The sequence below is a fragment of the Bacillus sp. CHD6a genome (assembly GCF_001293645.1).
Classification (GTDB): domain Bacteria; phylum Bacillota; class Bacilli; order Bacillales; family Bacillaceae_I; genus Sutcliffiella_A.
Genome location: NZ_LBMD01000021.1, coordinates 15724 through 38934 on the forward strand (window position 1 = coordinate 15724; position 23211 = coordinate 38934).

Annotated in this window: 20 protein-coding genes; 3 read left to right on the forward strand and 17 right to left on the reverse strand. The window is 41.3% G+C overall.

What is annotated here, in order from left to right; translation table 11 throughout:
• Positions 1 to 107: 107 nt before the first annotated feature.
• On the forward strand, positions 108 to 536 hold the full coding sequence (locus tag AAV98_RS14690) for a hypothetical protein (protein ID WP_060666365.1): 429 nt from the start codon (positions 108 to 110) through the stop codon (positions 534 to 536).
• 61 nt (positions 537 to 597) lie between these two features.
• Here the strand turns inward: AAV98_RS14690 and AAV98_RS14695 are convergent, their stop codons facing one another.
• The 9 genes from AAV98_RS14695 to AAV98_RS14740 form a co-directional block, all read right to left on the reverse strand.
• Positions 598 to 1560, reverse strand: a complete 963-nt coding sequence (locus AAV98_RS14695; protein ID WP_060666304.1) for an NAD(P)-dependent alcohol dehydrogenase — start codon at positions 1558 to 1560, stop codon at positions 598 to 600.
• Positions 1561 to 1886: 326 nt separating this feature from the next.
• The gene (locus AAV98_RS14705; protein ID WP_060666306.1) at positions 1887 to 3230 is read right to left on the reverse strand and encodes a dihydrolipoamide acetyltransferase family protein; all 1344 of its coding nucleotides are present in this window, start codon (positions 3228 to 3230) and stop codon (positions 1887 to 1889) included.
• 220 nt (positions 3231 to 3450) lie between these two features.
• On the reverse strand, positions 3451 to 4434 hold the full coding sequence (locus AAV98_RS14710; RefSeq protein ID WP_060666307.1) for an alpha-ketoacid dehydrogenase subunit beta: 984 nt from the start codon (positions 4432 to 4434) through the stop codon (positions 3451 to 3453).
• A gap of 12 nt (positions 4435 to 4446) precedes the next feature.
• Positions 4447 to 5439, reverse strand: a complete 993-nt coding sequence (locus tag AAV98_RS14715) for a thiamine pyrophosphate-dependent dehydrogenase E1 component subunit alpha (RefSeq protein WP_060666308.1) — start codon at positions 5437 to 5439, stop codon at positions 4447 to 4449.
• 275 nt (positions 5440 to 5714) lie between these two features.
• Positions 5715 to 7139, reverse strand: coding sequence for a dihydrolipoyl dehydrogenase (gene lpdA / locus AAV98_RS14720; RefSeq protein WP_060666309.1), 1425 nt, complete (start codon positions 7137 to 7139; stop codon positions 5715 to 5717).
• A 16-nt stretch (positions 7140 to 7155) separates the two neighbouring features.
• Complete coding sequence (buk, locus tag AAV98_RS14725) at positions 7156 to 8283, reverse strand: butyrate kinase (RefSeq protein ID WP_197284304.1); 1128 nt, start codon at positions 8281 to 8283, stop codon at positions 7156 to 7158.
• Between the two features lie 71 nt (positions 8284 to 8354).
• The gene (gene bcd, locus AAV98_RS14730; protein ID WP_060666311.1) at positions 8355 to 9458 is read right to left on the reverse strand and encodes a branched-chain amino acid dehydrogenase; all 1104 of its coding nucleotides are present in this window, start codon (positions 9456 to 9458) and stop codon (positions 8355 to 8357) included.
• A 179-nt stretch (positions 9459 to 9637) separates the two neighbouring features.
• Positions 9638 to 10537: a phosphate butyryltransferase gene (gene yqiS / locus AAV98_RS14735; protein ID WP_060666312.1), complete on the reverse strand. Its 900-nt coding sequence runs from the start codon at positions 10535 to 10537 to the stop codon at positions 9638 to 9640.
• A 135-nt stretch (positions 10538 to 10672) separates the two neighbouring features.
• Complete coding sequence (locus AAV98_RS14740; RefSeq protein WP_060666313.1) at positions 10673 to 12724, reverse strand: sigma-54 interaction domain-containing protein; 2052 nt, start codon at positions 12722 to 12724, stop codon at positions 10673 to 10675.
• A 184-nt stretch (positions 12725 to 12908) separates the two neighbouring features.
• On the opposite strand from AAV98_RS14740, the gene AAV98_RS14745 reads away from it, so the two are divergent.
• Positions 12909 to 13151 (forward strand): DUF2627 domain-containing protein, encoded by a 243-nt coding sequence (locus AAV98_RS14745; RefSeq protein ID WP_060666366.1) that lies wholly within the window; start codon positions 12909 to 12911, stop codon positions 13149 to 13151.
• Positions 13152 to 13179: 28 nt separating this feature from the next.
• Here AAV98_RS14745 and AAV98_RS14750 read toward each other — a convergent pair whose 3' ends face one another.
• Positions 13180 to 13905, reverse strand: a complete 726-nt coding sequence (locus AAV98_RS14750) for a glycerophosphodiester phosphodiesterase (RefSeq protein ID WP_060666314.1) — start codon at positions 13903 to 13905, stop codon at positions 13180 to 13182.
• Between the two features lie 92 nt (positions 13906 to 13997).
• Between AAV98_RS14750 and AAV98_RS20015 the strand changes: the two genes are divergently transcribed.
• Complete coding sequence (locus AAV98_RS20015) at positions 13998 to 14156, forward strand: YycC family protein (protein ID WP_082380909.1); 159 nt, start codon at positions 13998 to 14000, stop codon at positions 14154 to 14156.
• A gap of 93 nt (positions 14157 to 14249) precedes the next feature.
• Here the strand turns inward: AAV98_RS20015 and spo0A are convergent, their stop codons facing one another.
• From spo0A to AAV98_RS14785, 7 genes are all read right to left on the reverse strand, one after another.
• Entirely contained in the window at positions 14250 to 15041 is a 792-nt protein-coding gene (gene spo0A / locus AAV98_RS14755; RefSeq protein WP_060666315.1) for a sporulation transcription factor Spo0A, read from the reverse strand.
• 272 nt (positions 15042 to 15313) lie between these two features.
• Positions 15314 to 16609, reverse strand: coding sequence for a SpoIVB peptidase (spoIVB, locus tag AAV98_RS14760; RefSeq protein WP_082380910.1), 1296 nt, complete (start codon positions 16607 to 16609; stop codon positions 15314 to 15316).
• Between the two features lie 518 nt (positions 16610 to 17127).
• Positions 17128 to 18834, reverse strand: a complete 1707-nt coding sequence (recN, locus tag AAV98_RS14765) for a DNA repair protein RecN (RefSeq protein ID WP_060666316.1) — start codon at positions 18832 to 18834, stop codon at positions 17128 to 17130.
• Between the two features lie 22 nt (positions 18835 to 18856).
• Positions 18857 to 19306, reverse strand: coding sequence for a transcriptional regulator AhrC/ArgR (gene ahrC / locus AAV98_RS14770; protein WP_060666317.1), 450 nt, complete (start codon positions 19304 to 19306; stop codon positions 18857 to 18859).
• A gap of 92 nt (positions 19307 to 19398) precedes the next feature.
• The gene (locus AAV98_RS14775; protein WP_060666318.1) at positions 19399 to 20235 is read right to left on the reverse strand and encodes a TlyA family RNA methyltransferase; all 837 of its coding nucleotides are present in this window, start codon (positions 20233 to 20235) and stop codon (positions 19399 to 19401) included.
• A gap of 6 nt (positions 20236 to 20241) precedes the next feature.
• Entirely contained in the window at positions 20242 to 22134 is a 1893-nt protein-coding gene (dxs, locus tag AAV98_RS14780) for a 1-deoxy-D-xylulose-5-phosphate synthase (protein WP_060666319.1), read from the reverse strand.
• Between the two features lie 22 nt (positions 22135 to 22156).
• Positions 22157 to 22756: a hypothetical protein gene (locus AAV98_RS14785; protein ID WP_060666320.1), complete on the reverse strand. Its 600-nt coding sequence runs from the start codon at positions 22754 to 22756 to the stop codon at positions 22157 to 22159.
• Between the last annotated feature and the right edge of the window lie 455 nt (positions 22757 to 23211).

Below are 23211 nucleotides of genomic sequence, written 5' to 3' on the forward strand. Positions count from 1 at the left end.
ATAAAGAAAGCATTGGAATTACTTATTTTTCGGTGGTATTCACCCGTCAAAAAAACTATACTTACTATATAAATGCTAGTTTCAAAAAAAGGTAGTGATTGGTAGCGATGTTATACATATGGAATATTGAAAACATAATCAATGAAACATTAGAGGAGCTTGGTTTAGATATAAACTTTGAATTTGACAATAACATGAAAGCACCAATGAGTTTTAACATCTCCACTAACACGATTAAATTCAATTATTTGCAGATCAATGGGTACAAAGCCAAAATAAATCATAAAATTAGAGAATCCGACGAAAACTTTGTAAAACTCATACTTTTTCATGAAGTCGGCTATTACCTGGATTTTAAGAAAAACAAGCATGACTTAAGAATCTTAATGTATGGTGGGGAAGATGAAAAGGAAATCATGATGCGTCAAATTGAAAAAAATGCGTGGGTATTTGGAAGAACGGTTGTACCTGCTCACCTTTTGGATGCTTATGATAAGATGCGAGAGTTGGATGGGATGTTCTTGACGACAAGTTAATAGAATAACTAAAAAAGGGAGTAGGATACATAGCGGTTCCTACTCCCTTTTTAAATTCTTATCAATCGTAGTTTTCATCAACAATAACCCCAACATTTCCTTTTTTGTGTCCCTTTTCCACATAATTGTGAGCAACAGACAATTGTTCCAACGGATAGCTTTTATCAATAACTGCTTTATACTTGCCTTTTTCAATAAGTTCTTTCAAAAACCTGATGTCGTCTTCTTTTTCCAATGCAACACCGGAAATTATTTTATAGCCGCGTGCCATGCCACTCCAATACCCCTGCACCATCTGAGTAGCTCCTGCTGCGCCAAGAATCCAGGTTCCTTTTTTCTTAAGAGTTTTCTTGACCGCTTCATAAGGAATTTTCCCTACAGTATCAAAAATGACATCATAAATTTCTCCGCCGATTTCCTCTTTGGTATAGTCAATTACTTTATCTGCCCCTAAAGATTTAACCATTTCGACATTAGTTGTGCTACATACCCCAGTAACTTCAGCACCGTATAGTTTGGCTAGTTGAATGGCCGCTGTACCGACTGCACCTGATGCCCCGTAAATGAGAATTTTTTGCCGTGATTGTATATTTGCTTTTCTTAGAAAATGAATGGCAGTGTGCCCTCCGAATGGAACAGTGGCCGCTTGAACATAGCTTAAATTGTGTGGTTTTAATACGACAACTCCATTTTCTGGAAGACATACAAATTCTGCGTAAGTACCTAAGCTCATCCCTGTAGATCCAAAAACCTGGTCCCCTGCTTTAAATCGAGTCACTCTACTTCCAACTGACTCAACTATTCCTGCCATTACTCCGCCAAGAATGGATTTCTTTGGACGAGTGAGCCCAAAGAACAATTTCACTGCAACCGGATCCGCCTTTCTTAATCGCCAATCTGCGGCATTAACAGCTGTCGCTACTACTTTAATTAGAATTTCATTATCTTTTGGAACTGGTTTATCGACCTCTTTTATTTGAAGGACCTCTGGTGGACCATATTTGGTATACACAACAGCTTTCATGGACTGCCTCCCCTGAATAAAGTTATTTAGTTGCCTGCAACCATTGTATGTTGGTCCACCAGGAAATACGTCCACTTGTCTGTAGGACATTTAAAAAAACGGCCGTCCAAAATGGCGATCAAAACTTTTCGGGCGATTCTAAAGGTCTTTCGGGCGATATTTCGAAAAAACGGGCGAAAATTTAAATTTACGGGCGATTTTGAACTGCAATCGGGCGATATTTCGAAAAAACGGGCGATTTTCACAAGTAATCGGGCTAAAACAAAAAAACCGACAAAGCCCTCCCTTTAGAAGGACCTTATCGGTTTCCACAAATACCTTACCTATTAATAAATAGAAGTATTATCTTTAGACATTTTCTCAATGATTTCTTTAACGCGAGCTAGGAAGCGTCCGCATACCAGACCATCAAGTACACGGTGATCCAGAGACATACATAGGTTTACCATGTCGCGAACAGCAATCATGCCGTGGTCCATTACTACTGGACGTTTCACGATGGATTCCACTTGCAGGATGGCTGCTTGTGGGTAGTTGATGATTCCTTGTGATTGTACAGAACCGAATGAACCAGTGTTGTTGACAGTAAATGTTCCACCTTGCATCTCTGCAGATGTTAATTTACCAGCACGAACTTTGTTGGCAAGATCTGTAATTTCACGAGCAATGCCTTTGATTGTCTTCTCATCAGCGTTGCGGATAACCGGCACATAAAGTGCGTCATCTGTTGCAACGGCGATTGAAATATTGATGTCTTTCTTCTGAACGATTTTGTCGCCAGCCCACATGGAATTGATTTGTGGGAATTCTTTCAATGCTTGCGCTACCGCTTTTACGAAGAATGCGAAGAAAGTTAGGTTGTAGCCTTCTTTTTTCTTGAACTCGCTCTTCAAGGAGTTGCGGTATTCTACAAGGTTTGTTGCGTCCACTTCAATCATCGTCCAAGCATGTGGCGCTTCGTGCTTGCTACGCAGCATGTTTGCAGCGATTGCTTTACGTACACCTGTTACAGGGATTTCGATGTCGCCTGCTTCCACTGGTACGTTTACTGGTTGAGCCGCTTTTGGTGCACTTGCTGCTACCGGTGCAGATGGAGCAGTTGATGCTGCAGGCGCAGCCTTTGGAGCTTCCACTGCTGGAGCTTGAGTAGCTGCAGGTTTGGAAGCTGCAGTAGGAATGTTACCGGAATCGATCACCGCTTGGATGTCTTTTCTTGTAATACGTCCGCCTGCGCCGCTTCCTTTTACTTGCTCAAGATCTACATTGTTTTCTTGTGCAAGACGAAGAACCGCTGGAGAGTAGCGACGTTTGTTTGGTGCGTCTGCATCATCTTCTACAGCTGGTGCTGTTGGTGCTTCAGATTTCGCTGCAGGTGCAGGTGCACTTCCCTCTTTTGGTGCGTCAGAAGTAGCTTTTGCTTCTCCGCCGCCTTCTGTTTCGATATAGCAGATGATCTCTCCAACTGCTAATGTATCACCATCTTCTGCTACAAGTTCCTTGATTGTTCCTGTAAATGAAGAAGGGATTTCTGCGTTAACTTTATCTGTCATGACCTCTGCAAGAGGGTCGTATTTGTTTACTTTGTCGCCTACGCTTACGATCCAGCGGCTAATTGTTCCTTCGGTTACGCTTTCTCCAAGCTGTGGCATTGTAATTTTTTCTACTGCCATGATGAGAACCTCCTTTAATCGGTTGGCTCTGTTGAACTCTGCAGTTGATCTCCGTTCCAGGAGCTTGCTTTCCGCGGGCGGTCCGGGAGCCTCCTCAGGCTACGCCTTGCGGGGTCTCCCATGTCCCTTCCTCCCGCAGGAGTCAAGCTCCTTCCACTACAATCAACCGCAGGAAACTCAACATTACCATTCTTTCACTCTTCCACTTAAAAATCAGGTTTTAGTATTGAGCAAGCTCACGCATCGCTTTTTCTACTTTGTCTGGGTTGACCATGAAGTATTTTTCCATTGTTGGAGCATATGGCATTGCAGGCACGTCTGGTCCAGCAAGACGCATGATTGGTGCATCAAGGTCGAATAAGCAGTTTTCTGCGATGATGGCAGATACTTCACTCATGATGCTTCCTTCTTTTGTATCCTCTGTAAGTAGAAGTACTTTTCCTGTTTTGGAAGCAGCTTCCACGATTGCTTCCTTATCAAGTGGGTAAACCGTACGCAGGTCAAGAATGTGTGCGGAGATTCCGTCTTGTGCAAGACGCTCTGCTGCTTGAAGTGCAAAGTGTACACATAAACCATATGTGATAACTGTGATGTCTTCACCCTCACGTTTTACATCCGCTTTACCGATTGGTAGTACGTAATCATCTGTCGGCACTTCGCCTTTAATCAGGCGGTATGCACGTTTGTGTTCAAAGAATAATACTGGATCTTCGTCACGGATTGCCGCTTTCAATAATCCTTTTACATCATAAGGAGTAGAAGGCATGACAATTTTTAAACCAGGTTGGTTCGCGAACACTGCCTCAACTGATTGAGAGTGGTAAAGGGCACCGTGAACTCCCCCTCCGTATGGCGCACGTACAACTAATGGACAAGTCCAGTCGTTGTTAGAACGGTAACGGATTTTCGCCGCTTCGGAGATAATTTGGTTAACTGCAGGCATGATGAAGTCCGCGAACTGCATTTCTGCAATTGGACGCATACCGTACATTGCTGCACCGATTGCCACACCAGCGATTGCTGATTCAGCAAGTGGCGTGTCGATAACTTTGTCTTCACCAAATTGATCGTAAAGACCGGTAGTCGCTTTAAAAACTCCACCTTTTCTTCCTACGTCTTCCCCAAGCACAAATACTTTAGAATCTCGTTCCATCTCTTCACGGATGGCCATTGTTACTGCATCTATATAAGAAATAACTGCCATGATGGTTCCCCCTTACTCTGCGTAGACATGCTTCATTGCGGATTCAGCATCTGCATATGGAGCATTTTCTGCGTATTCTGTTGCTTCGTTTACTTCTTTTGCAATTTTATCGTTCATTTCTTTTTCTTTTTCATCTGTTAATACGCCAGCCTCTTTTAAGTAAGCTGCAAAGCTGATGATTGGGTCATTCGCTTTTGCTGCTGCCACTTCGTCACGCTCACGGTATGCACGATCGTCGTCATCACTGGAGTGAGGAGTCAGACGGTAAGAGATAGCCTCAACAAGTGTAGGGCCTTCGCCACGACGTCCACGGTCTGCTGCTTCTTTAACCGCTGCATATACTTCAAGCGGGTCGTTTCCGTCAATAGTGATACCAGGCATTCCGTATCCTAATGCACGGTCTGAGATTTTCTCACATGCCACTTGTTTTTCATAAGGAACAGAAATTGCATATTTGTTGTTTTCGCACATGAAGATTACTGGCAGCTTGTGTACCGCTGCATAGTTAGCGCCTTCATGGAAGTCCCCTTGGTTGGATGAACCTTCACCAAATGTTACAAACGTACAAAGGTCTTTTCCTTCTAAACGCCCACCAAGTGCCACTCCAACTGCGTGTGGTACTTGTGTTGTTACAGGGGAAGAACCAGTTACGATGCGGTTTTTCTTTTGACCAAAGTGACCTGGCATTTGACGTCCGCCTGAGTTTGGATCTTCTGCTTTTGCGAAACCGGAAAGCATTAATTCCGTTGCTGTCATACCAAAAGTAAGTACAACACCCATGTCGCGGTAGTATGGTAGTACGTAATCTTTTTCGCGATCTAGAGCGAATGCCGCTCCTACTTGAGCTGCTTCTTGACCTTGGCAGGAGATTACGAATGGAATTTTTCCTGCACGGTTAAGTAACCACATGCGCTCGTCAATGCGGCGAGCTAATAACATTGTTTCAAACATTTCTAGTACGTTTTCATCTGTAAGCCCTAAAGCTTGGTGACGATTTTCTGCCATTTAAGTTTACCTCCTATATGTAGAGAGTTGGGAGCATGTAGCTCCTCTAACAATTAAATCAATATCGATGTAGGCTGTTGATTTCCGCTGCAGGCACTCGCTTTCCGCGGGCGGTCCGGGAGCCTCCTCAGGCTTCGCCTTCCGGGGTCTCCCATGTCCCTTCCTCCCGCAGGACAAGGAATGCTTCGACAGCAAGACATCGCACGAAGAAAATGCGTAGCATTTTCGAGGAGTCTCGTGCCTTCCGCTTCAATCAACATTCCTTCTTGCAATTTTTAAGAATGTATTGCTTTTCCATCTACTGCAAGAGCTGCTTCGCCGATTGCTTCGGACAGGGATGGATGAGGGTGGATGGTGTGTCCGATTTCCCAAGGTGTAGCATCAAGGACGCGCGCAAGGCCAGCTTCAGAAATCATATCTGTAACATGCGGTCCAATCATGTGAACACCTAGGATATCATCGTTTTCTTTATTCACTACTAGTTTCACAAACCCATCAGATTCACCATAAACAAGTGCTTTTCCGATAGCACGGAAAGAGAATTTGCCAGTTTTCACGTTGAAGCCTTTTTCTTTTGCTTCTTCTTCCGTGTAACCGACAGATGCCACTTCAGGACTTGAGTACACACATTTTGAAATCATGGAATAATCGATTGGAGCAGGATTTTCATTTGCCATATGTTCCACTGCTACTATTCCTTCGTGTGAAGCAACGTGTGCAAGCTGTAAACCACCGATTACATCACCAATTGCATAGATGTGGGATTCTTTTGTTTGGAAAAAGTCATTTGTTTTAATGAAACCTTTTTCTACTTGAATGTCTGTATTTTCAAGACCAATGCCTTCTACGTTAGCTTGACGGCCAACGGATACTAGCATTTTCTCAGCCGTAAAGGATTTTTCTTCTCCTTTATGCTCGGCTTTAATTGTAACCGTTCCCTCTGCTGTTTCCAGTGTATCTGAAAGAACCTTCGCACTTGTCACTACTTTGATGCCGCGCTTTTTCAATAGACGTTGCATTTCTTTGGATACTTCTTTATCTTCTGTTGGTAATACACGATCTGCATACTCCAGTACCGTTACCTCTACTCCGAAATCATCTAACATGGACGCCCACTCGATTCCGATTACGCCTCCACCAACGATGATAATTGATTTAGGAAGTTCTTCTAATGATAATGCTTCATCAGAAGTCATGACTTGTGTTCCATCAATTTCAAGTCCAGGTAGAGAACGTGGACGAGAACCAGTTGCTACAATAACGTTCTTTGGGATTAACATTTCATTCTCATCACCATTTTCAAACTCAACAGAGATTGTTCCTGGCATTGGAGAGAAAATGGAAGGTCCTAAGATACGGCCTGTTCCGTAAAATACATCGATTTTACCTTGCTTCATTAGATGTTGCACACCGCCGTGAAGCTGGTCGATGATTTTTTGTTTGCGTTCTTGTACTTTGAAGAAGTCTAGTTTTACTTCTCCTGAGATTACCCCGAACTCTTCACTGTTCTTCGTTTGCGCAAATACTTCTGCACTGCGAAGTAATGCTTTACTTGGGATACATCCTGCATGAAGGCATGTTCCCCCAATTTTTTTCTTTTCTACCACTGCTGTTTTTAAGCCAAGTTGAGATGCACGAATAGCCGCGACATACCCGCCTGTTCCGCCACCTAGGATGACTAAATCATATTCTTGTGCCATTATTCCTTGCTCCCTTCTAGCTCTGTACTACTTTTGTGTCTACAACCGTTCCAGGATATACTTTTGCTACTTCCTCTCCACGTAATACGCGAAGTGCTCCTTCTGTAAGAGCTTGTAGTTCGTTTTCCCCTGGTTGTACGATAACGTCTGCAATCCAGCTAATGCGCTCGGAAATCTGTTTAACAAACCCTTTTCCGTAAGCAAGTCCACCTGTCAAAATGATGGCATCTACTTTTCCTGCCAGTACTGCACTTGCGGAACCGATTTCTTTGGCAACTTGATATGCCATTGCATCGTATACTAGAGCGGCCTTTTCATCGCCTGCTTCAATCATTTGTTCCACTTTCACTGCATCATTAGTGCCAAGGTATCCAACAAGGCCACCTTGTCCTACAAGCTTTTTCATTATTTCATCACGATAGTGATCACCTGAGAAGCATAACGATACAAGATCACCAGCAGGGACCGTTCCAGCACGTTCGGGACTGAACGGGCCGTCTCCATGAAGGCCGTTGTTCACATCAACTACTCGACCTCCAACGTGTGTCCCAACAGTGATACCTCCACCCATGTGAGTAACAATCAGATTTAGCTCTTCATATTTTTTTCCAAGATCTTTGGCTACCCTGCGCGCAACCGCTTTTTGATTCAAAGCGTGGAAAATACTTTTGCGCTCAATTAGAGAAAATCCTGATATACGAGCGATGTCAGACAGTTCGTCTACTACTACCGGGTCAACGATGAAAGACGGGATATTCAGTCCGGTAGCGATTTCATAGGCGATAATTCCCCCAAGATTAGATGCATGCTGACCAGCAAAACCGATCTTTAAATCATGTAACATTTCTTTATTAACGGAGTATGTTCCACCTTCAATTGGACGAAGAAGCCCACCGCGGCCACATACTGCACTAAGTTTGGAAATGTTGATGCCTTCTTGATCTAATGTCTCAAGAATGGTTGTTTTTCTGAATTCATATTGATCATAGATACTTGCAAAGGAATTAATCGTTTCGCTATCGTGACGTAAAGTTTTTTCAAATACAGAACGTTCATTATCAAATACGCCGATTTTCGTTGATGTAGATCCTGGATTGATGACAAGTATGCGATATTCCTTTTCTAACACTGTTGAAACCTCCATTTCAGACGGACGGCAAACGAGAGAATTCATCATCAGCCCGTTTGCCCCTTCTGAGAAACTTAATATTTATATTAGCGTCCGTTACGACGGCTTAAAATATGATGTCCATTTTGTAAAAATTGACTGCGAGAATTTTTCATTCTTTCAATACGCTCTTCAGCAAGACGATCAGCTGCACGGTAAGTCGGTATACCGTCACGCTTTGCAATTTCTATTACTCTCTCAATGTTGTCGTAGATTCCTTCTACTTTTTTCATTGCACGTTCACGGTTGTAACCGTATAGCTCATCCGCTACGTTAATTACACCACCAGCATTGATTACATAATCAGGAGCATAAACGATACCCATTTCGTGGATGATATCTCCATGTTTTGTATCAAGCAACTGGTTATTAGCTGCACCAGCGATAACTTTTGCTTTTAATTGAGGAATCGTTTCGTCATTGATTGTTGCTCCAAGTGCACATGGTGCATAGATGTCGCAGTCTACACTGTAGATGTCGTTGATGTCTACTGCTCTTGCACCGAACTCTTCTACTGCACGGTTAACCGCTTCTTTATTGATATCTGTTACGATAAGCTGAGCACCTTCTTCGTGAAGATGACGGCAAAGGGTGAATGCCACGTTACCTACACCTTGAACAGCTACTACTTTACCTTCTAATGAATCTGTACCAAATGCTTCTTTCGCTGCAGCTTTCATTCCTCTGTATACTCCGAATGCTGTTACTGGAGATGGGTTACCGGAAGAACCGAAAGCAGGCGATACACCTGTTACATAGTCTGTTTCTTCATAGATCAAGTCCATGTCTGCTACAGTTGTACCAACATCTTCTGCTGTAATATAACGTCCGTTCAATCCTTGGATGTAACGGCCGAAAGCACGGAACATTTCTTCGTTCTTGTCAGTGCGTGGGTCACCGATGATAACTGTTTTTCCCCCACCGAGGTTTAATCCAGCTGCAGCGTTTTTGTATGTCATTCCTTTTGCAAGACGAAGTGCATCTTCAATAGCTGCACCCTCGTTTGCGTAAGTCCACATGCGTGTTCCGCCAAGTGCTGGCCCAAGTGTAGTATCGTGAATAGCTATGATTGCTTTTAGTCCTGATTGTTTGTCTTGGCAAATCACCAATTGCTCGTAGTCGTAAGTCTCCATATATTTGAAAATTTCCATGATAAAATTCCTCCCCAAGATAGTAAATGATTTTTAGTTTTAGAAATTTGTTCTACACCGCTGTTGATTTCCGATAAAGGTTGCGCTTTCCTAGGGGCTGACGTGAGCCTCCTCAGCTACGCCTGCGTAGTCTCCGCCCTTTTCTCCAATCAACAGCTATGTTTTTTATGAACTTTGATTTATTTCACAGAACAAACTGCAAGGGCTAGTGAGTTTAGTTTACTCTCTGCTGAGTCAGCTCTGGATGTTAACACTATCGGTGCTTTTGCGCCGGCAATGATTGCTCCGACTTTTGCTTTTGCAAAATAGATTAATGATTTATATAAGACATTTCCAACTTCAATGGTCGGAACAAACAAGATATCCGCTTGTCCTGCCACGTCACTTTGAATTCCCTTATGTTCAGCAGCAAGCGCGGAAACGGCGTTATCCAAAGCTAGTGGACCATCAATGAGGCAGTCCTTTATTTGACCTCTATTATTCATTTGTGTTAGAAGGGCTGCATCCACCGTAGCTTGCATCGCAGGGTTTACTACCTCTACGGCAGCGAGTGGCGCAACTTTCGGGAGTTCAATCCCTAGTGCTCTTGCGACCTGGACAGAGTTTTGAACAATCTGCACTTTTTGTTGAAGATCTGGTGCCACATTCATTGCTGCATCTGTTACAAATAGTAATTGTTCATATCCCGGCACTTCAAATGCGGCAACATGGGATAACACATTGCCCGTCCGCAACCCGTACTCTTTGTTTAACACTTCTTTAAGAATGGTTGCTGTTGGAACATTTCCTTTCATCAATACATCTGCTTCGCCGCTAGAAACAGCTTTTACAGCAAGTTCTGATGCCTTCTTAGCACCATCAGCAGAAACTATTTTCAGTGCATGGTGAGATGGATCCACATTGTGCTCTTTCAGTAATGATAGTATTTTCTCCTCATGTCCAAACAGAATAAAGGAAGCCAACTGCTTGTTTAAGGCATGAGAAACCGCTTCGATCACTTCTTCATCTTCGGCTGCTGCAATTGCTACCACTTTAGAAGTGAGCTGGGTTGCTTTGGTGATAAGTTCCTCTAGTTTCATTTTCTCAACCCTTCCTTTCTACGCCAATTTTATCTATGCAAGAAGCGTGCCAACTTGTTTTTTGTGAAAACGCTTCATTTTACCCCTTGCCATCAAGCAATATTTTTCATACCATGCAGTTTTTTGCATGCATCATTAATCAATCATGAATTTCTCCATTTTATAATAAAGATTTCTAATCGATACTCCGAGCTCTCTAGCAGTCTTTGTCTTGTTACCTTTATTCTTCTTTAATATTTTTTGGATAATTTTCGCTTCGTACCCTTCCAACATTTCAGCTAAAGTGTAATCACTAGAAACTGTTTCTGCAGATTCCTGTATTACTTTATCGCCACTGATGGCCAAGTCCGGAATATGTTCCTTGTCAATAAACACTTCATTAAACGTCATAAAGATTATGGCTCGTCCGAGGACATTCTCAAGCTCTCTAACATTACCCGGCCAATCGTAAGCAGCAAGGTGGTTGATCGCTCGTGGAGTTAATCCTTCTACATTTCTTCCGTAATCTTGATTTATTTTTCTAATAAGATGTTCACTTAACGCTTCAATATCTTCTTTTCTTTTACGTAGTGGAGGAATATGGATAGGCATTCTGTTTAAACGATAATAAAGATCCTCACGGAATGACCCGTCCGCAATCCCTTTTTCAAGATTAACATTTGTGGCAGCAATCACTCTGACGTTAATGGTAATTGCTTTTGTTCCACCGACGCGTATGATTTCATTTTCTTGCAGAACCCTTAATAGTTTTGCTTGAGTATTGGCAGATAATTCTCCAATCTCATCGAGGAAAATACTACCGTTATTCGCTTCTTCAAATAGCCCTTTTTTCCCGCCTCGCTTGGCACCGGAAAATGCACCTTCTTCATAACCGAACAATTCACTTTCCAATAAAGATTCAGAAAGAGCAGCACAATTAACTCTGATAAATTTGTTATATTTGCGGCTGCTTGCGTTATGAATAGCGTGGGCAAAAAGTTCTTTCCCTGTGCCGGACTCCCCGCGCAATAAAACAGTTGCTGGTGTTTTCGCCCCAAGTTTTGCTTGTTCAATGGCAAGGCTCATTTCTTCAGAAGATCCGATAATATCCTCAAAAGAGTACTTCGCTTCGAGTGTTCTGATAATCTGTCTTGCCCGGTCCAACTCAGTGGTAAGCGTCTGTATTTCAGAGACATCGTGGATAACACCCACACTGCCTTTTAACTTCCCATCCACTATTATTGGTGCGACGTTTACAATGACTTCTTTTTTAGACGGCCCTACTTTTAAGTTCACACCACGAACAGCTCTTCTAGTTTCCAGTACCTTCATATGCATACTGTCACCTTCATAAATATCTGCTGTTGCAGGCTTACCTATGACTTGTTGTTCTTCAAGTCCAGTCAACCTTGAGTATGCAGGATTTATCATTAAACCTCTGCCAAATTCATCGACCACAGAAATTGCTTCATCAGACGACTGAATGATCGCTTCCAGCATGGTTTGAATTCCTTTAAGGTTTGTCACTTCCTCTGCAAGGTTCATAACTTCTGTGATGTCCTTGAAAACAGCAAATGCACCAATTACCCTCCCATCCTCATCAATAAGAGGAGATCTTGTTGTAATGATTTTTTTACCGTTTTCAAGTAGCATTTCTTTGTTTTTCTCTACTTTTTGCGTATGTATCACATCTTGCAGTCTGCTTGTCGGAACATTTTCCAAGATATGTTGACCAAGCATATGCGCTTTTTTAATTCCTACTATTTTTTCAGCACTTTTATTGTAGATGATAACCTTGCCGTATTGATCAACCACCATCAACCCATCATGTAACAGATTAAATATGAGGTCGCGTTTGTGGGATTCATATTTCATTTTTGCAATCAGTTCTTCTTTTTCTTCCACTAAAGTGGCTGTAATATGAGCCACAGTTCCAGGAACAAGAACTGTTCTGGGGTTCTTTTCCTCGCGAATTTCGCGAAACACCTCGTCTGAACCAGTCGCTTCAATGATGATATCTACCTTCTCAGATAAGAAATCTTTCCAATTACATCCGACAGTAATACCCATGTCTTTTGCAAGCTCCAAGCCGGGTGCCGCCTGGTTAATATCGACAACAGCAAGCAAGTGGAACATTCCTGAATGCGTTAACATTTTTAAAATCGCAGAACCGCCTTTACCAGCACCAACTACTAACACTGTCTGCATAATAAACCCCTCTACATCTATCACATAGATTCTCTTACTGGACAATTGAAAGAAAATTCACAGTCTTCTATAAAAGGTATGAAATTTCTTGCATACTTTTATCTTAAATGTTTTTACTCTTCTATGCAAGGTATTTTCTGCTATAATGGAAACCGAAAGCTTTGAAAGTGAGGCAACAATTAATATGCAACGAATAATTGCTTTAATCATTTTATTGATTCCAGGAATCATAGCTGTTTATGGAATAAAATTGATGCGTGATATGGTATTTAATATTGCTCATCCTTTAATCCCTTCATTAACCTTGCAATTCATTATTGGATTTTTATTCTTTTTAATGGGATTATGGTTTGTCGCCGGTTTCATTTTTCACCGAGACCGCAAGCGGAACAATGTTCAAAAACGCTTCCAAAAAAGAGACAAATAAGAAAACCGGCTGTCTCATGGCAGCCGGTTTAGTTTTGATATTTTATTTGTACAGCTTTCTTAGGGTAATCCGTGAAAAATCCTGCACACTTTTCTTCAAACAATCTTTTCATGACTTTTTCATCATTGACCGTAAAAGGTCTGACAGTTACTCCTGCATGTTGAGATCGTTGAATGACACTTGGAGTTGCAACCTTAATATGAGGGTGAATACCACTTCCTCCAACCCACTTTGTATATTCCCACGGCTTATAAATTGCTTCCATATACAAAACAGCTTTTTCTATGTTTGGCGCTAACGTATTCAATCGAGCAATGCTGTAATGATTAAAGCTTGAGAAGATTATCAGGTTTTCCATCTTATATCTGTCCACTAGATCAAGCACTTTCTCCTCCATTCCCGCATAGGGAAGAATGCTGTTCTTTAGTTCAATATTCACTATCGTCTGCTTTCTTGACGCCCACTCCAACACTTCTTCCAATGTAGGAATTTGTGCATGTTTGTAATGCTTTTTAAATTTATGTACAGCATTTAATTTTTTCAACTCATGCCATGTCATATCTTGTACAAAACCTTTACCGTCGGTTGTTCGATTCACTTTTTCATCATGAATGACTACAGGAATGCCGTCTTTGCTTAGTTGAACATCTAATTCAATCCCATCTGCTCCATCTTTGTATGCTTGTTCAAAGCTAATCATCGTATTTTCCGGATGAGTACCAGCTGATCCCCTGTGACCGAAAATTTTCGTCATTTTTACACACCTTTCTACTAGAGTCTTGTCAGAAATAATTGTAAACGAACGTATTATTTAGTAAAATTTTTAGATGAAGCGAGGTGAACTACATGCGTCCATTACAAATATCCGCTGAAACCGCTCAAAAACTTGCTGAGGCTTTGAATGTGCCCATTGAACAAATCATGCATCTTCCTCAACATATTCTTATTCAAAAACTTGTAGAGATAGAGCGTAATGAATCCAGTAACAGCAATCATAAGGAGTAATTCTACTTTTTGATAAATGAACATAAACAAACCCAACATACAAATTTGCATGTTGGGTTTTTCAATTGCTGGTGTTTCTTATATCTTACCCTCTCAAGAAGCTCTGTGCTCCAGTCTCAGTTTATCCGCAACCATTGCAATGAACTCACTATTTGTAGGTTTAGCTTTTGACATTGATACTGTATAACCGAACAAAGAAGAGATGCTGTCGATATTACCACGTGACCAGGCAACTTCAATCGCATGGCGGATGGCACGCTCAACACGGCTCGCTGTGGTATTGTATTTTTTCGCGATATCAGGATATAAGACCTTTGTGATGGATCCCAATAATTCAATATCATTGTACACCATGGAAATTGCTTCGCGTAAGTATAGGTAACCTTTGATGTGAGCTGGCACTCCAATTTCATGAATGATACTTGTAATGTTTGCATCAAGATTTCTACCTTTAGGTTCTGGGCTGGAGGAACGAACAGATGATGAACTTGATCTCTTAAGGATTGGTGAAGCCTTTCCACTCACTTGACGGATGTTGCTCACTAGATTTTCCATATCAAATGGCTTTAGAATAAAATAGGAAGCTCCCAAGTCTACCGCTTTCTTTGTTACATCTTCCTGTCCAAAAGCAGTTAACATTATTACGTTAGGAGATTTTTCTAGATTTAAACCACGCATTTTTTCAAGTACTCCTAAACCGTCTAGATGAGGCATAATGATGTCTAGTACTAACACATCTGGATTTTTATCTTGAAGCAACTGAAGACATTCTTGACCATTGTGAGCTACCCCTACAACTTCCATGTCCTCTTGCGCTGAAATATACTCTTCCAATAGACCGACCAATTCACGGTTGTCATCTACAACACATACTTTAATTTTCATTTAACTAGTTTCCTCCTCAGTCCCTATACTTTCTATAAAGCATGACGCCTTAAATTTTATTCTAAATGTTAAATTCGACAATGCAACCTCTTTTCCTTTAAAAAATTTAAAAAACCGTAAAAATTATATAAAATCTTTATTTTTCTCCAGAATACTCTTAATTTCGACGTATATCGCAAACTGTTACATTTATTGGATAATATGTCGAATAATCTTTATCATTTTCATCTTAACGTAATTACAAACAAAACAAAAGAAAAAAGTGAGCTGTTTTAGCCCACTTTCTTCTCTTTGTCTTTTTGATAAATATCAATGCCCGCTTCGTTCAGCATCCATTCAATGTGAACCCCATAACCGCTTGTAGGGTCATTTACGAATACATGGGTGACCGCACCGATTACTTTGCCGTTCTGTATAATAGGGCTTCCACTCATTCCTTGAACGATTCCCCCTGTTTTATCTAAAAGGGCTGGGTCCGTAATCTTTATGACCATTCCCTTGGTGGCAGGGAACTTCTGTGGAATACTACTCAGTACTTCTACATCAAACTCTTCAACCTTATCCCCTTCGACCACTGTCAAAATCTTGGCAGGGCCTTCCTTCACCTCAGAAGATAATGCGATTGGCAAAGCTTTGTCCATAATGCCATTTTCAATGTCTTTATGCAGGGTTCCAAAAATACCGAACGGACTATTCCTTGAGATATCACCGATGGCCGAACGGTCGCTTGAAAATCGTGCAAGCTTTTCACCCGGAACACCATTACTACCTTTATCAATGGAAGTTACCGTGGATCGTACGATTTGACCATCTTGGACAATGATTGGTTTTTTCGTATCCATATCGGATATTACATGACCTAATGCTCCATATTTCATGGTGATGGGGTCATAAAATGTCATGGTGCCAATACCAGCTGCAGAATCGCGTATATATAATCCAATTCTAAAGGAGCTTTCTTGCTTGTCTTTTAAAGGAAAAAGTTTCGTTTCAATGGTTTCTTTTTCACGTGTGATAACAACATCAAGGGGATTTCCGGTTTTTCCGGACTCTTGTACGAATGGAGCAACGTCACTCATTTGTTCAATGGTTTTCCCATTTATCTTTGTTATAATATCGCCAACCTGAATGCCCGCTATTTCTCCGGGTGATTTCTTTCCATCTTCTGTGTCCACTTGGTGATGACCTACTACTAATACACCTAAGGTATTTAACTTCACGCCGATCGATTGACCACCAGGATACACTTTATATTCAGGTATGACATCTACATTGACTTTCTTTACAGGGATACCGGCCAGTTCTAGAACAACCTGACCTTCCCCAGCCTTTTTGCCTTGAAATCCTAACGTTTTATCGTTTGCCTCAATCCCGAGAGAGGAAGAAGAATCGTCATTCACTTTAGCAGTCACCGGAACGGATGACTGGAAATGTAATCCTTGTCCTTCAAACATCGTTAATTTATTTGGGATTTGGACATACTCTTTAAATGGTTGACTTACACATAATACCATGATTGAAACAAGGAGAAATACACCAACAATTTTTCTAATTATATCTTCTCTCAAACATTTCACTCTCCTCGGTCCTATCCCACACCATTCATGGCTACATTATATAATTTTGCCTTGTCAGGCTACATTTATAACAACGATATTAATTTAAATGCTACCCTTTATGGATAGTTATGTTATTTGAGGGGAATAGGGATAATAATTGGGAGTAGGAATGGGGAATATTATGTAAAATGGGCCAGCTTTGGAAACGTCAATGTTGAATTTCAGTGAACGATGAACGACTTTGCACGGGCTTGAGGGCAAATTTAGTCGTTTCTACAGTTGGTGAAGTGCAATCAAATGGCTTCCCTTTTTGTGGCGTAAGAGCCGTTTGAGATTTGACCAAACAACGCCTTTTAGTGTCCGAACCCTGCCTTTATTGAGTGTATAAATGTCTAAACATCAAACAAAGTTGTCCGAACCGTTTTACACACACTAAAAATGACCCAAAAAGCTTATAAAAATTGCTGATTTTGTACAAAACTACAAAAAACCGTCCACATCTCCAAATGTGAACGGCACACTGCTGGTTACCCCTGCTTAATATTCCCTGCAATCTGCAATAGTTCCCGTGCATGCTCCTTCGTCAAAGAAGTAATTTCCACACCCGAAATCATCCTGCCAATTTCCCGGACCTTTTCATCTTGATCCAATCCACGTACCTTGGTTTTCGTGCGCTCACCAGATACTTCCTTGCTGATGAACAGATGGGTGTCTGACATGGCAGCAACTTGAGGTAAATGCGAGATACAAAGCACCTGCGAATCAACCGAGACCTGGTAGATCTTCTCCGCGATAGCTTGTGCGACCCTGCCGCTGACTCCGGTATCGACCTCATCAAAAATAATGGATGTGATACCTTGGTGTCTTGAGAAGATACTCTTCAAAGCAAGCATTATTCGCGAAAGTTCCCCTCCAGAAGCAACTTTTGCCATTGGCTTCAACGGCTCCCCTGGGTTTGTTGTCAAATAGAACTCCACCACATCCACACCGTTTTTCCCAAACATGACATCACCTGATGCCTTTTCCTTTTTTACATCCATATTTACATCAAAAATGGCTTTTTCCAAGTACAAGTCTTTCAGTTCTTTATGGATGCTCTTCATTAATTTTTCGGAAGCTTTTCTACGTGCATCAGTGAGTGATTTCGCTTCTAAAACAAGATCTTGCTTGAGTGACTCCAATGATTCCTGCAACTGGTGTATATGTGAATCACGGTTTTGTAAAGTTTCAAGCTCTTCTTCTATTTTTGCCCCGTATTCTAATATCTCTGCAACTGAGCTGCCGTACTTCCGCTTAAGTTGCTTAATTTCATTCAATCTTCCTTCAATAAAATCAAGGCGGTTTGGATCAAACTCAAGCTGATCTATTTCGTCTCTAATACGATATGATAACTCTTCTAATTGATAATAAGAATTGGATATAATTTCATACACATCTTTAAGGTTTTTATCAATTTCTTCTAAACCTTCTGATTCAGACATAGCTTGTCCGACCCAATCAAGCCCTTTTTGTTCTCCGTGCATGGCATGGTAACAGTTGTTGAGCGATTGATATAGGCGTTCAAAGTTGCTGATTTTGTTTCGTTCTTCCATCAAATCATCTTCTTCATTAATAGTTAGTTGTGCATTGTTGATCTCTTCAGCCTGGAATTGCAATAAATCAAGTCGATGAGCAACCTTTTGCTCATTTTCAGTGAGTTCTAGCAGCCTTTTTTCAACGTCCTTAAAAGAAGAATAAATATTTCTATACTCTTGAAGTTCCTTTTGAACGGCCACTCCGCCAAACTGATCTAAAAGAGAAAAATGCAAGTCCGGATCCATCAGCTCTTGGTGTTCGTGCTGACCATGGATATCCACCAATGTTTGTCCTACTTCCCTTAGCAGGGCAATGGTGACAAGCTTTCCATTAACACGACAAACACTTTTTCCGGTAACATGGATTTCTCTTCGCAAAACAACCATTTCGTCTTCTATATCAATTCCAAGCTCTTGACAAACTTTATAAGCAGGGTGCTGTTCATCCTCAAGCAGAAATAATCCCTCTAGTTCCGCTCTTTTTTCACCAAATCGGACAAATTCATGGGATCCCCTTCCACCAGCCAACAAGTGGATGGCATCAATGATAATGGACTTACCCGCTCCAGTCTCTCCGGTTAAAACCGTTAATCCTTTATCGAAGGATACGGAAAGGGATTCGATTATCGCAAAATTTTTAATGGTTAACTCAGCAATCATATCATCACATCCTCGCGTGATTTTATAGCATATTAATAAAGCGATCGGATAACTCTTTTGCATCCTCCGGTGTACGACAAATAATTAAACAGGTATCGTCACCACAAATAGTTCCTAGAATTTCCGACCAATCAAGATTATCAATTAGGACACCGATAGCATTAGCATTACCCGGCATCGTTTTCATCACAATCATATGGCCTGCGATGTCTATTTTCACAAACGCATCCATCAAAGAGCGTTTTAGTTTTTGCAGAGGATTAAAGCGTTGATCTGCTGGGAGGCTGTATTTATATCTGCCGTCTAATAGCGGAACTTTTACAAGATGAAGCTCTTTAATGTCCCTTGAAACAGTTGCTTGGGTTACATTAAACCCTAAATTTTTCAAGCGATCGACTAGCTCGTCTTGTGTTTCAATTTCGCTATTTGTAATTAATTCTCTAATCTTTATGTGTCTTTGGCCCTTTGTCATGTTGGCACCCCTTAATAATCTATATAACCTAGCTTTATGTTAATGGAAACCTTTCAATATGTAAAAGAAAAAAGGAACAACCATCGTAATAGTTATTCCCCTTTTTCGACCTTCAATTGTAGGTGCGCATCTGCAACTAGAGCGGATATGGAAGTTTCAAAATTATTTTCTGCGTTTTCATCTGTATGCCCATTCCATTGCAAATGAAGAAGGAATTCAATGTTACCCTCTCCTCCCTTAATCGGGGAGTAAGAGGCATTCATTACGTCATACCCTTCCTTCAAGCTGAAGTCAATAATCTTATCCATCACCGCTTCGTGTATCTTCGGTTCACGGACAATACCTTTTTTTCCAACCTGCTCTCTTCCTGCTTCAAATTGAGGCTTAACAAGTGCCACTACGTCACTACCCGATACAAGCAGGGTTTTTAAAACCGGTAGTATAAGTTTCAATGAAATAAATGAAACATCAATGCTGGCAAAATCCGGCATGCCCTCGTTTAAATCTACCGGAGTAACGTATCTGAAATTGGTTCTTTCCATCACCACGACTCGTTCATCTTGACGGAGTTTCCATGCAAGTTGATTATACCCTACATCAAGTGCGTAGCTAAGCTTTGCTCCATTTTGCAGTGCACAATCCGTAAAGCCCCCTGTAGAAGCACCGATATCAAGAAGTATCTTGTCTTTAACATCCAAGTTAAAGACTTTTAGTGCTTTCTCCAGTTTCAACCCGCCTCTGCTTACGTATGGCAATACATTGCCTTTGACAGTCAACGCTGCATCTATTGCTACTTTTTCACCGGGCTTGTCCAGCCGTTGTTCGTTTGAATATACAAGTCCTGCCATAATGGAGCGCTTTGCCTTCTCACGAGTTTCCACAAGTCCGCGCTCCACTAAAAGTACATCTACTCTTTCTTTTTTCGCCATATTTCCTTAAGCCCTTTTTTGTTTTCTTCTAGCTGCAATCAATTTAACATTTTCCACAACTTTTTCTGTAGTTAAATCTATTTCCTGTAGCAGCTCCTTCACACTTCCATGTTCAATGAAGCGATCTGGAATTCCCATTCTTACCACTCGGTTCGTATAGCCATTATCACTAGCAAACTCGACAACCGCACTACCAAATCCACCTTGAAGCACTGCTTCTTCAATAGTGACAAAAGGTATACCTGATTTGAAGAGGTCATGCAATAACGCCTCATCCATCGGTTTAATAAATCTAGCATTCACTACTTTAACTGATAGGTTTTCCTTTTTCAGATAATCGGCCGCTTCAAGCGCCATTCCGATAGTCGTTCCAAACGTAAGGATAACTGCATCCGTTCCTTCTTTCAGAACTTCCCAAGAACCGATTGGCAGCTCTTTTAATTCTTCATCCATTTTGACACCTAATCCGTTACCACGTGGATAGCGAAGCGCAATCGGGCCTTCGTCATATTTATTTGCCGTATATACCATGTGTTGGCCTTCGTTTTCATCTTTAGGCATCATTAGAACCATGTTTGGTAAATGTCTTAGGAAGGCGATATCAAACACACCTTGATGTGTTTCACCATCTTCCCCAACTAAACCGGAACGATCAATTCCAAAGAAAACATTTAAGTTTTGACGGCATACATCATGCACTACCTGATCGTACCCTCTTTGCAGGAAAGTAGAATAAATAGCTAAGAAAGGCTTCATTCCTTGCGTAGCAAGTCCCGCTGCCATCGTTACAGCATGCTGCTCAGCAATTCCAACATCAAACATGCGATTTGGGAATTCTTTCGCAAAACCTTCAAGCTTAGATCCTACAGGCATTGCAGGTGTGAGAGCCACAATACGCTCATCTTCACGCGCAAGCCTGCGGACTGTTTCACTAACTACACTGCTCCAAGCTGGCGGACCGCCAACTGGCTTCAGGAAATCACCTGTTTCAATTTTATAAGGTCCCGTTCCATGCCATGTACCAATAGTGTCCAATTCAGCCGGTTCATACCCTTTTCCTTTTTTGGTAACAACATGTATGAGCACCGGTCCTTCTGTTTTCTTGGCATATTTAAGGTTTTCAATTAAATCATTGTAATTATGTCCATCAATTGGTCCTAAGTACGTAAAACCAAGTTCTTCAAAAAACATCCCACTGACAACAAGGTACTTCAAACTGTCTTTGATGCGCTCAGCCGTTGACGCCAGTTTCCCGCCAACTGCAGGTATTTTCTTAAGAAGCACTTCCAGTTCGTCTTTTACCCAATTGTACTTACCAGCAGTACGCATTCTTCCAAGGGCACTATGCAATGCACCGACATTGGGAGCAATAGACATTTCATTATCATTCAAGATGACAATCATGTCTTTCTTTTCATGACCAATATGATTTAATGCTTCAAGTGCCATTCCGCCTGTTAAGGCACCATCCCCGATGATCGGAATAACATACTCATCGGTTCCTTTGATGTCACGTGCGGCAGCCATACCCATCGCTCCGGAAAGAGAAGTGGAAGAATGTCCCGTTTCCCATACATCGTGCTCAGACTCATTCCTTTTAGGAAACCCACAGAGACCTTTATATTTACGCAACGAACCAAAATCACAGGCTCTTCCTGTCAAAATTTTATGGACATAGGCCTGGTGACCAACATCCCATAAAAACTTATCTTTAGGGCTGTCAAACACTTTGTGCAATGCAACAGTAAGTTCAACTACCCCAAGATTCGGCCCGATATGGCCACCTGATGTGGAGAGCTGTTCTATCAGAAATCGTCTGATATCCTCACTAAGGCCCTCCAGTTCATCTATAGACATTTTCTTTAAAAATTGCGGATTTTTAATCTTTGTAAGATCCAAAAGGGATCACTCTCTTTCCTTGCTAATTTCGCTTATTTTTACGCTTTTTATTATCTTTCAAGACCACAATGTTAAATTTGTCTTCTAGTATATAAAACAGCCTTCCCACTTGAAACAGAATAGGCGTAGAATACTGAATGGCCATCGATTTTCCGAAAGCCTTTCCTCCCACTGTAACAGCTGCCACAACGCTTGTGAAGACAACAGCCACAAAATAATGAAACAAAGAGTCTTCTGTTTGGCCCACCGAAAGGGTGAAGGAAATGACTACAATAGCAGATGCAGTTCCACTGATAATTCCAGAAATATCACCGATAACGTCATTACAAAAACTTGCAAACCGATCTGCATTCCTGACAATCTGTATGGCTTGTTTGGAACCGTTTACCCTTTCCGCAGCCATCGCGTGAAATGGAATTTCATCTGCAGCTGTGGAGGCAATACCAAGCATATCGAAAAAAATACCGATAAAGACGATGATAAACACAATGACCATTCCTACTGCCCATGTTACTCCTGAAAGTAAGTAGGTGGAAACAATTGAAAAAATAGCCGCTAACACGAGTGTGATAACGGCGATAGCTAAACTCCAATTTATTGCATCTTTCCATTTATTAACCATAGTATAAAATCCCAACTCTATATAAGTAAGCTTTTGTAGTTATCTTACATTTTATTATAGACAAAAATTTTTAATCCACCAAACTTCAATCGTTTTTATGTAGAAGTGGTCATGTATTGAGTAAAAACTGCGGCTTAGGTCCAGTAGGTTTTCCCAAGCAAGTACCAGATGTCGCCATACTGGCGGTTTCCCTTTAAACCTGCCTTAGCCGTGTCGCCATCGACTAGACTGGATTACCACTTAGTCCGCACTATAATCCCCAATACATGTCTTATAAATAGAACAGTCTAGGAGTTTTCCTCTACAGCCCTTAAACCTTGTCTTAGCCTCTTTTGCAGAACGGATTTCATATGGAATACATAGATAGATTCACCGGCCTAGTGAAAAAATCCCCTACCATAATCCCCTCCGACTCCACTCAAGGCAGGCTACGCTGTTTATACCTAACCCAGTTA

Bases quoted from the DNA above. Each gene is read 5' to 3' on its own strand.
- AAV98_RS14690 (WP_060666365.1), top strand. From the start codon at position 108: ATGTTATACATATGGAATATTGAAAACATAATCAATGAAACATTAGAG.
- AAV98_RS14695 (WP_060666304.1), bottom strand. From the start codon at position 1,560: ATGAAAGCTGTTGTGTATACCAAATATGGTCCACCAGAGGTCCTTCAA.
- AAV98_RS14705 (WP_060666306.1), bottom strand. From the start codon at position 3,230: ATGGCAGTAGAAAAAATTACAATGCCACAGCTTGGAGAAAGCGTAACC.
- AAV98_RS14710 (WP_060666307.1), bottom strand. From the start codon at position 4,434: ATGGCAGTTATTTCTTATATAGATGCAGTAACAATGGCCATCCGTGAA.
- AAV98_RS14715 (WP_060666308.1), bottom strand. From the start codon at position 5,439: ATGGCAGAAAATCGTCACCAAGCTTTAGGGCTTACAGATGAAAACGTA.
- lpdA (WP_060666309.1), bottom strand. From the start codon at position 7,139: ATGGCACAAGAATATGATTTAGTCATCCTAGGTGGCGGAACAGGCGGG.
- buk (WP_197284304.1), bottom strand. From the start codon at position 8,283: ATGGAGGTTTCAACAGTGTTAGAAAAGGAATATCGCATACTTGTCATC.
- bcd (WP_060666311.1), bottom strand. From the start codon at position 9,458: ATGGAAATTTTCAAATATATGGAGACTTACGACTACGAGCAATTGGTG.
- yqiS (WP_060666312.1), bottom strand. From the start codon at position 10,537: ATGAAACTAGAGGAACTTATCACCAAAGCAACCCAGCTCACTTCTAAA.
- AAV98_RS14740 (WP_060666313.1), bottom strand. From the start codon at position 12,724: ATGCAGACAGTGTTAGTAGTTGGTGCTGGTAAAGGCGGTTCTGCGATT.
- AAV98_RS14745 (WP_060666366.1), top strand. From the start codon at position 12,909: ATGCAACGAATAATTGCTTTAATCATTTTATTGATTCCAGGAATCATA.
- AAV98_RS14750 (WP_060666314.1), bottom strand. From the start codon at position 13,905: ATGACGAAAATTTTCGGTCACAGGGGATCAGCTGGTACTCATCCGGAA.
- AAV98_RS20015 (WP_082380909.1), top strand. From the start codon at position 13,998: ATGCGTCCATTACAAATATCCGCTGAAACCGCTCAAAAACTTGCTGAG.
- spo0A (WP_060666315.1), bottom strand. From the start codon at position 15,041: ATGAAAATTAAAGTATGTGTTGTAGATGACAACCGTGAATTGGTCGGT.
- recN (WP_060666316.1), bottom strand. From the start codon at position 18,834: ATGATTGCTGAGTTAACCATTAAAAATTTTGCGATAATCGAATCCCTT.
- ahrC (WP_060666317.1), bottom strand. From the start codon at position 19,306: ATGACAAAGGGCCAAAGACACATAAAGATTAGAGAATTAATTACAAAT.
- AAV98_RS14775 (WP_060666318.1), bottom strand. From the start codon at position 20,235: ATGGCGAAAAAAGAAAGAGTAGATGTACTTTTAGTGGAGCGCGGACTT.
- AAV98_RS14785 (WP_060666320.1), bottom strand. From the start codon at position 22,756: ATGGTTAATAAATGGAAAGATGCAATAAATTGGAGTTTAGCTATCGCC.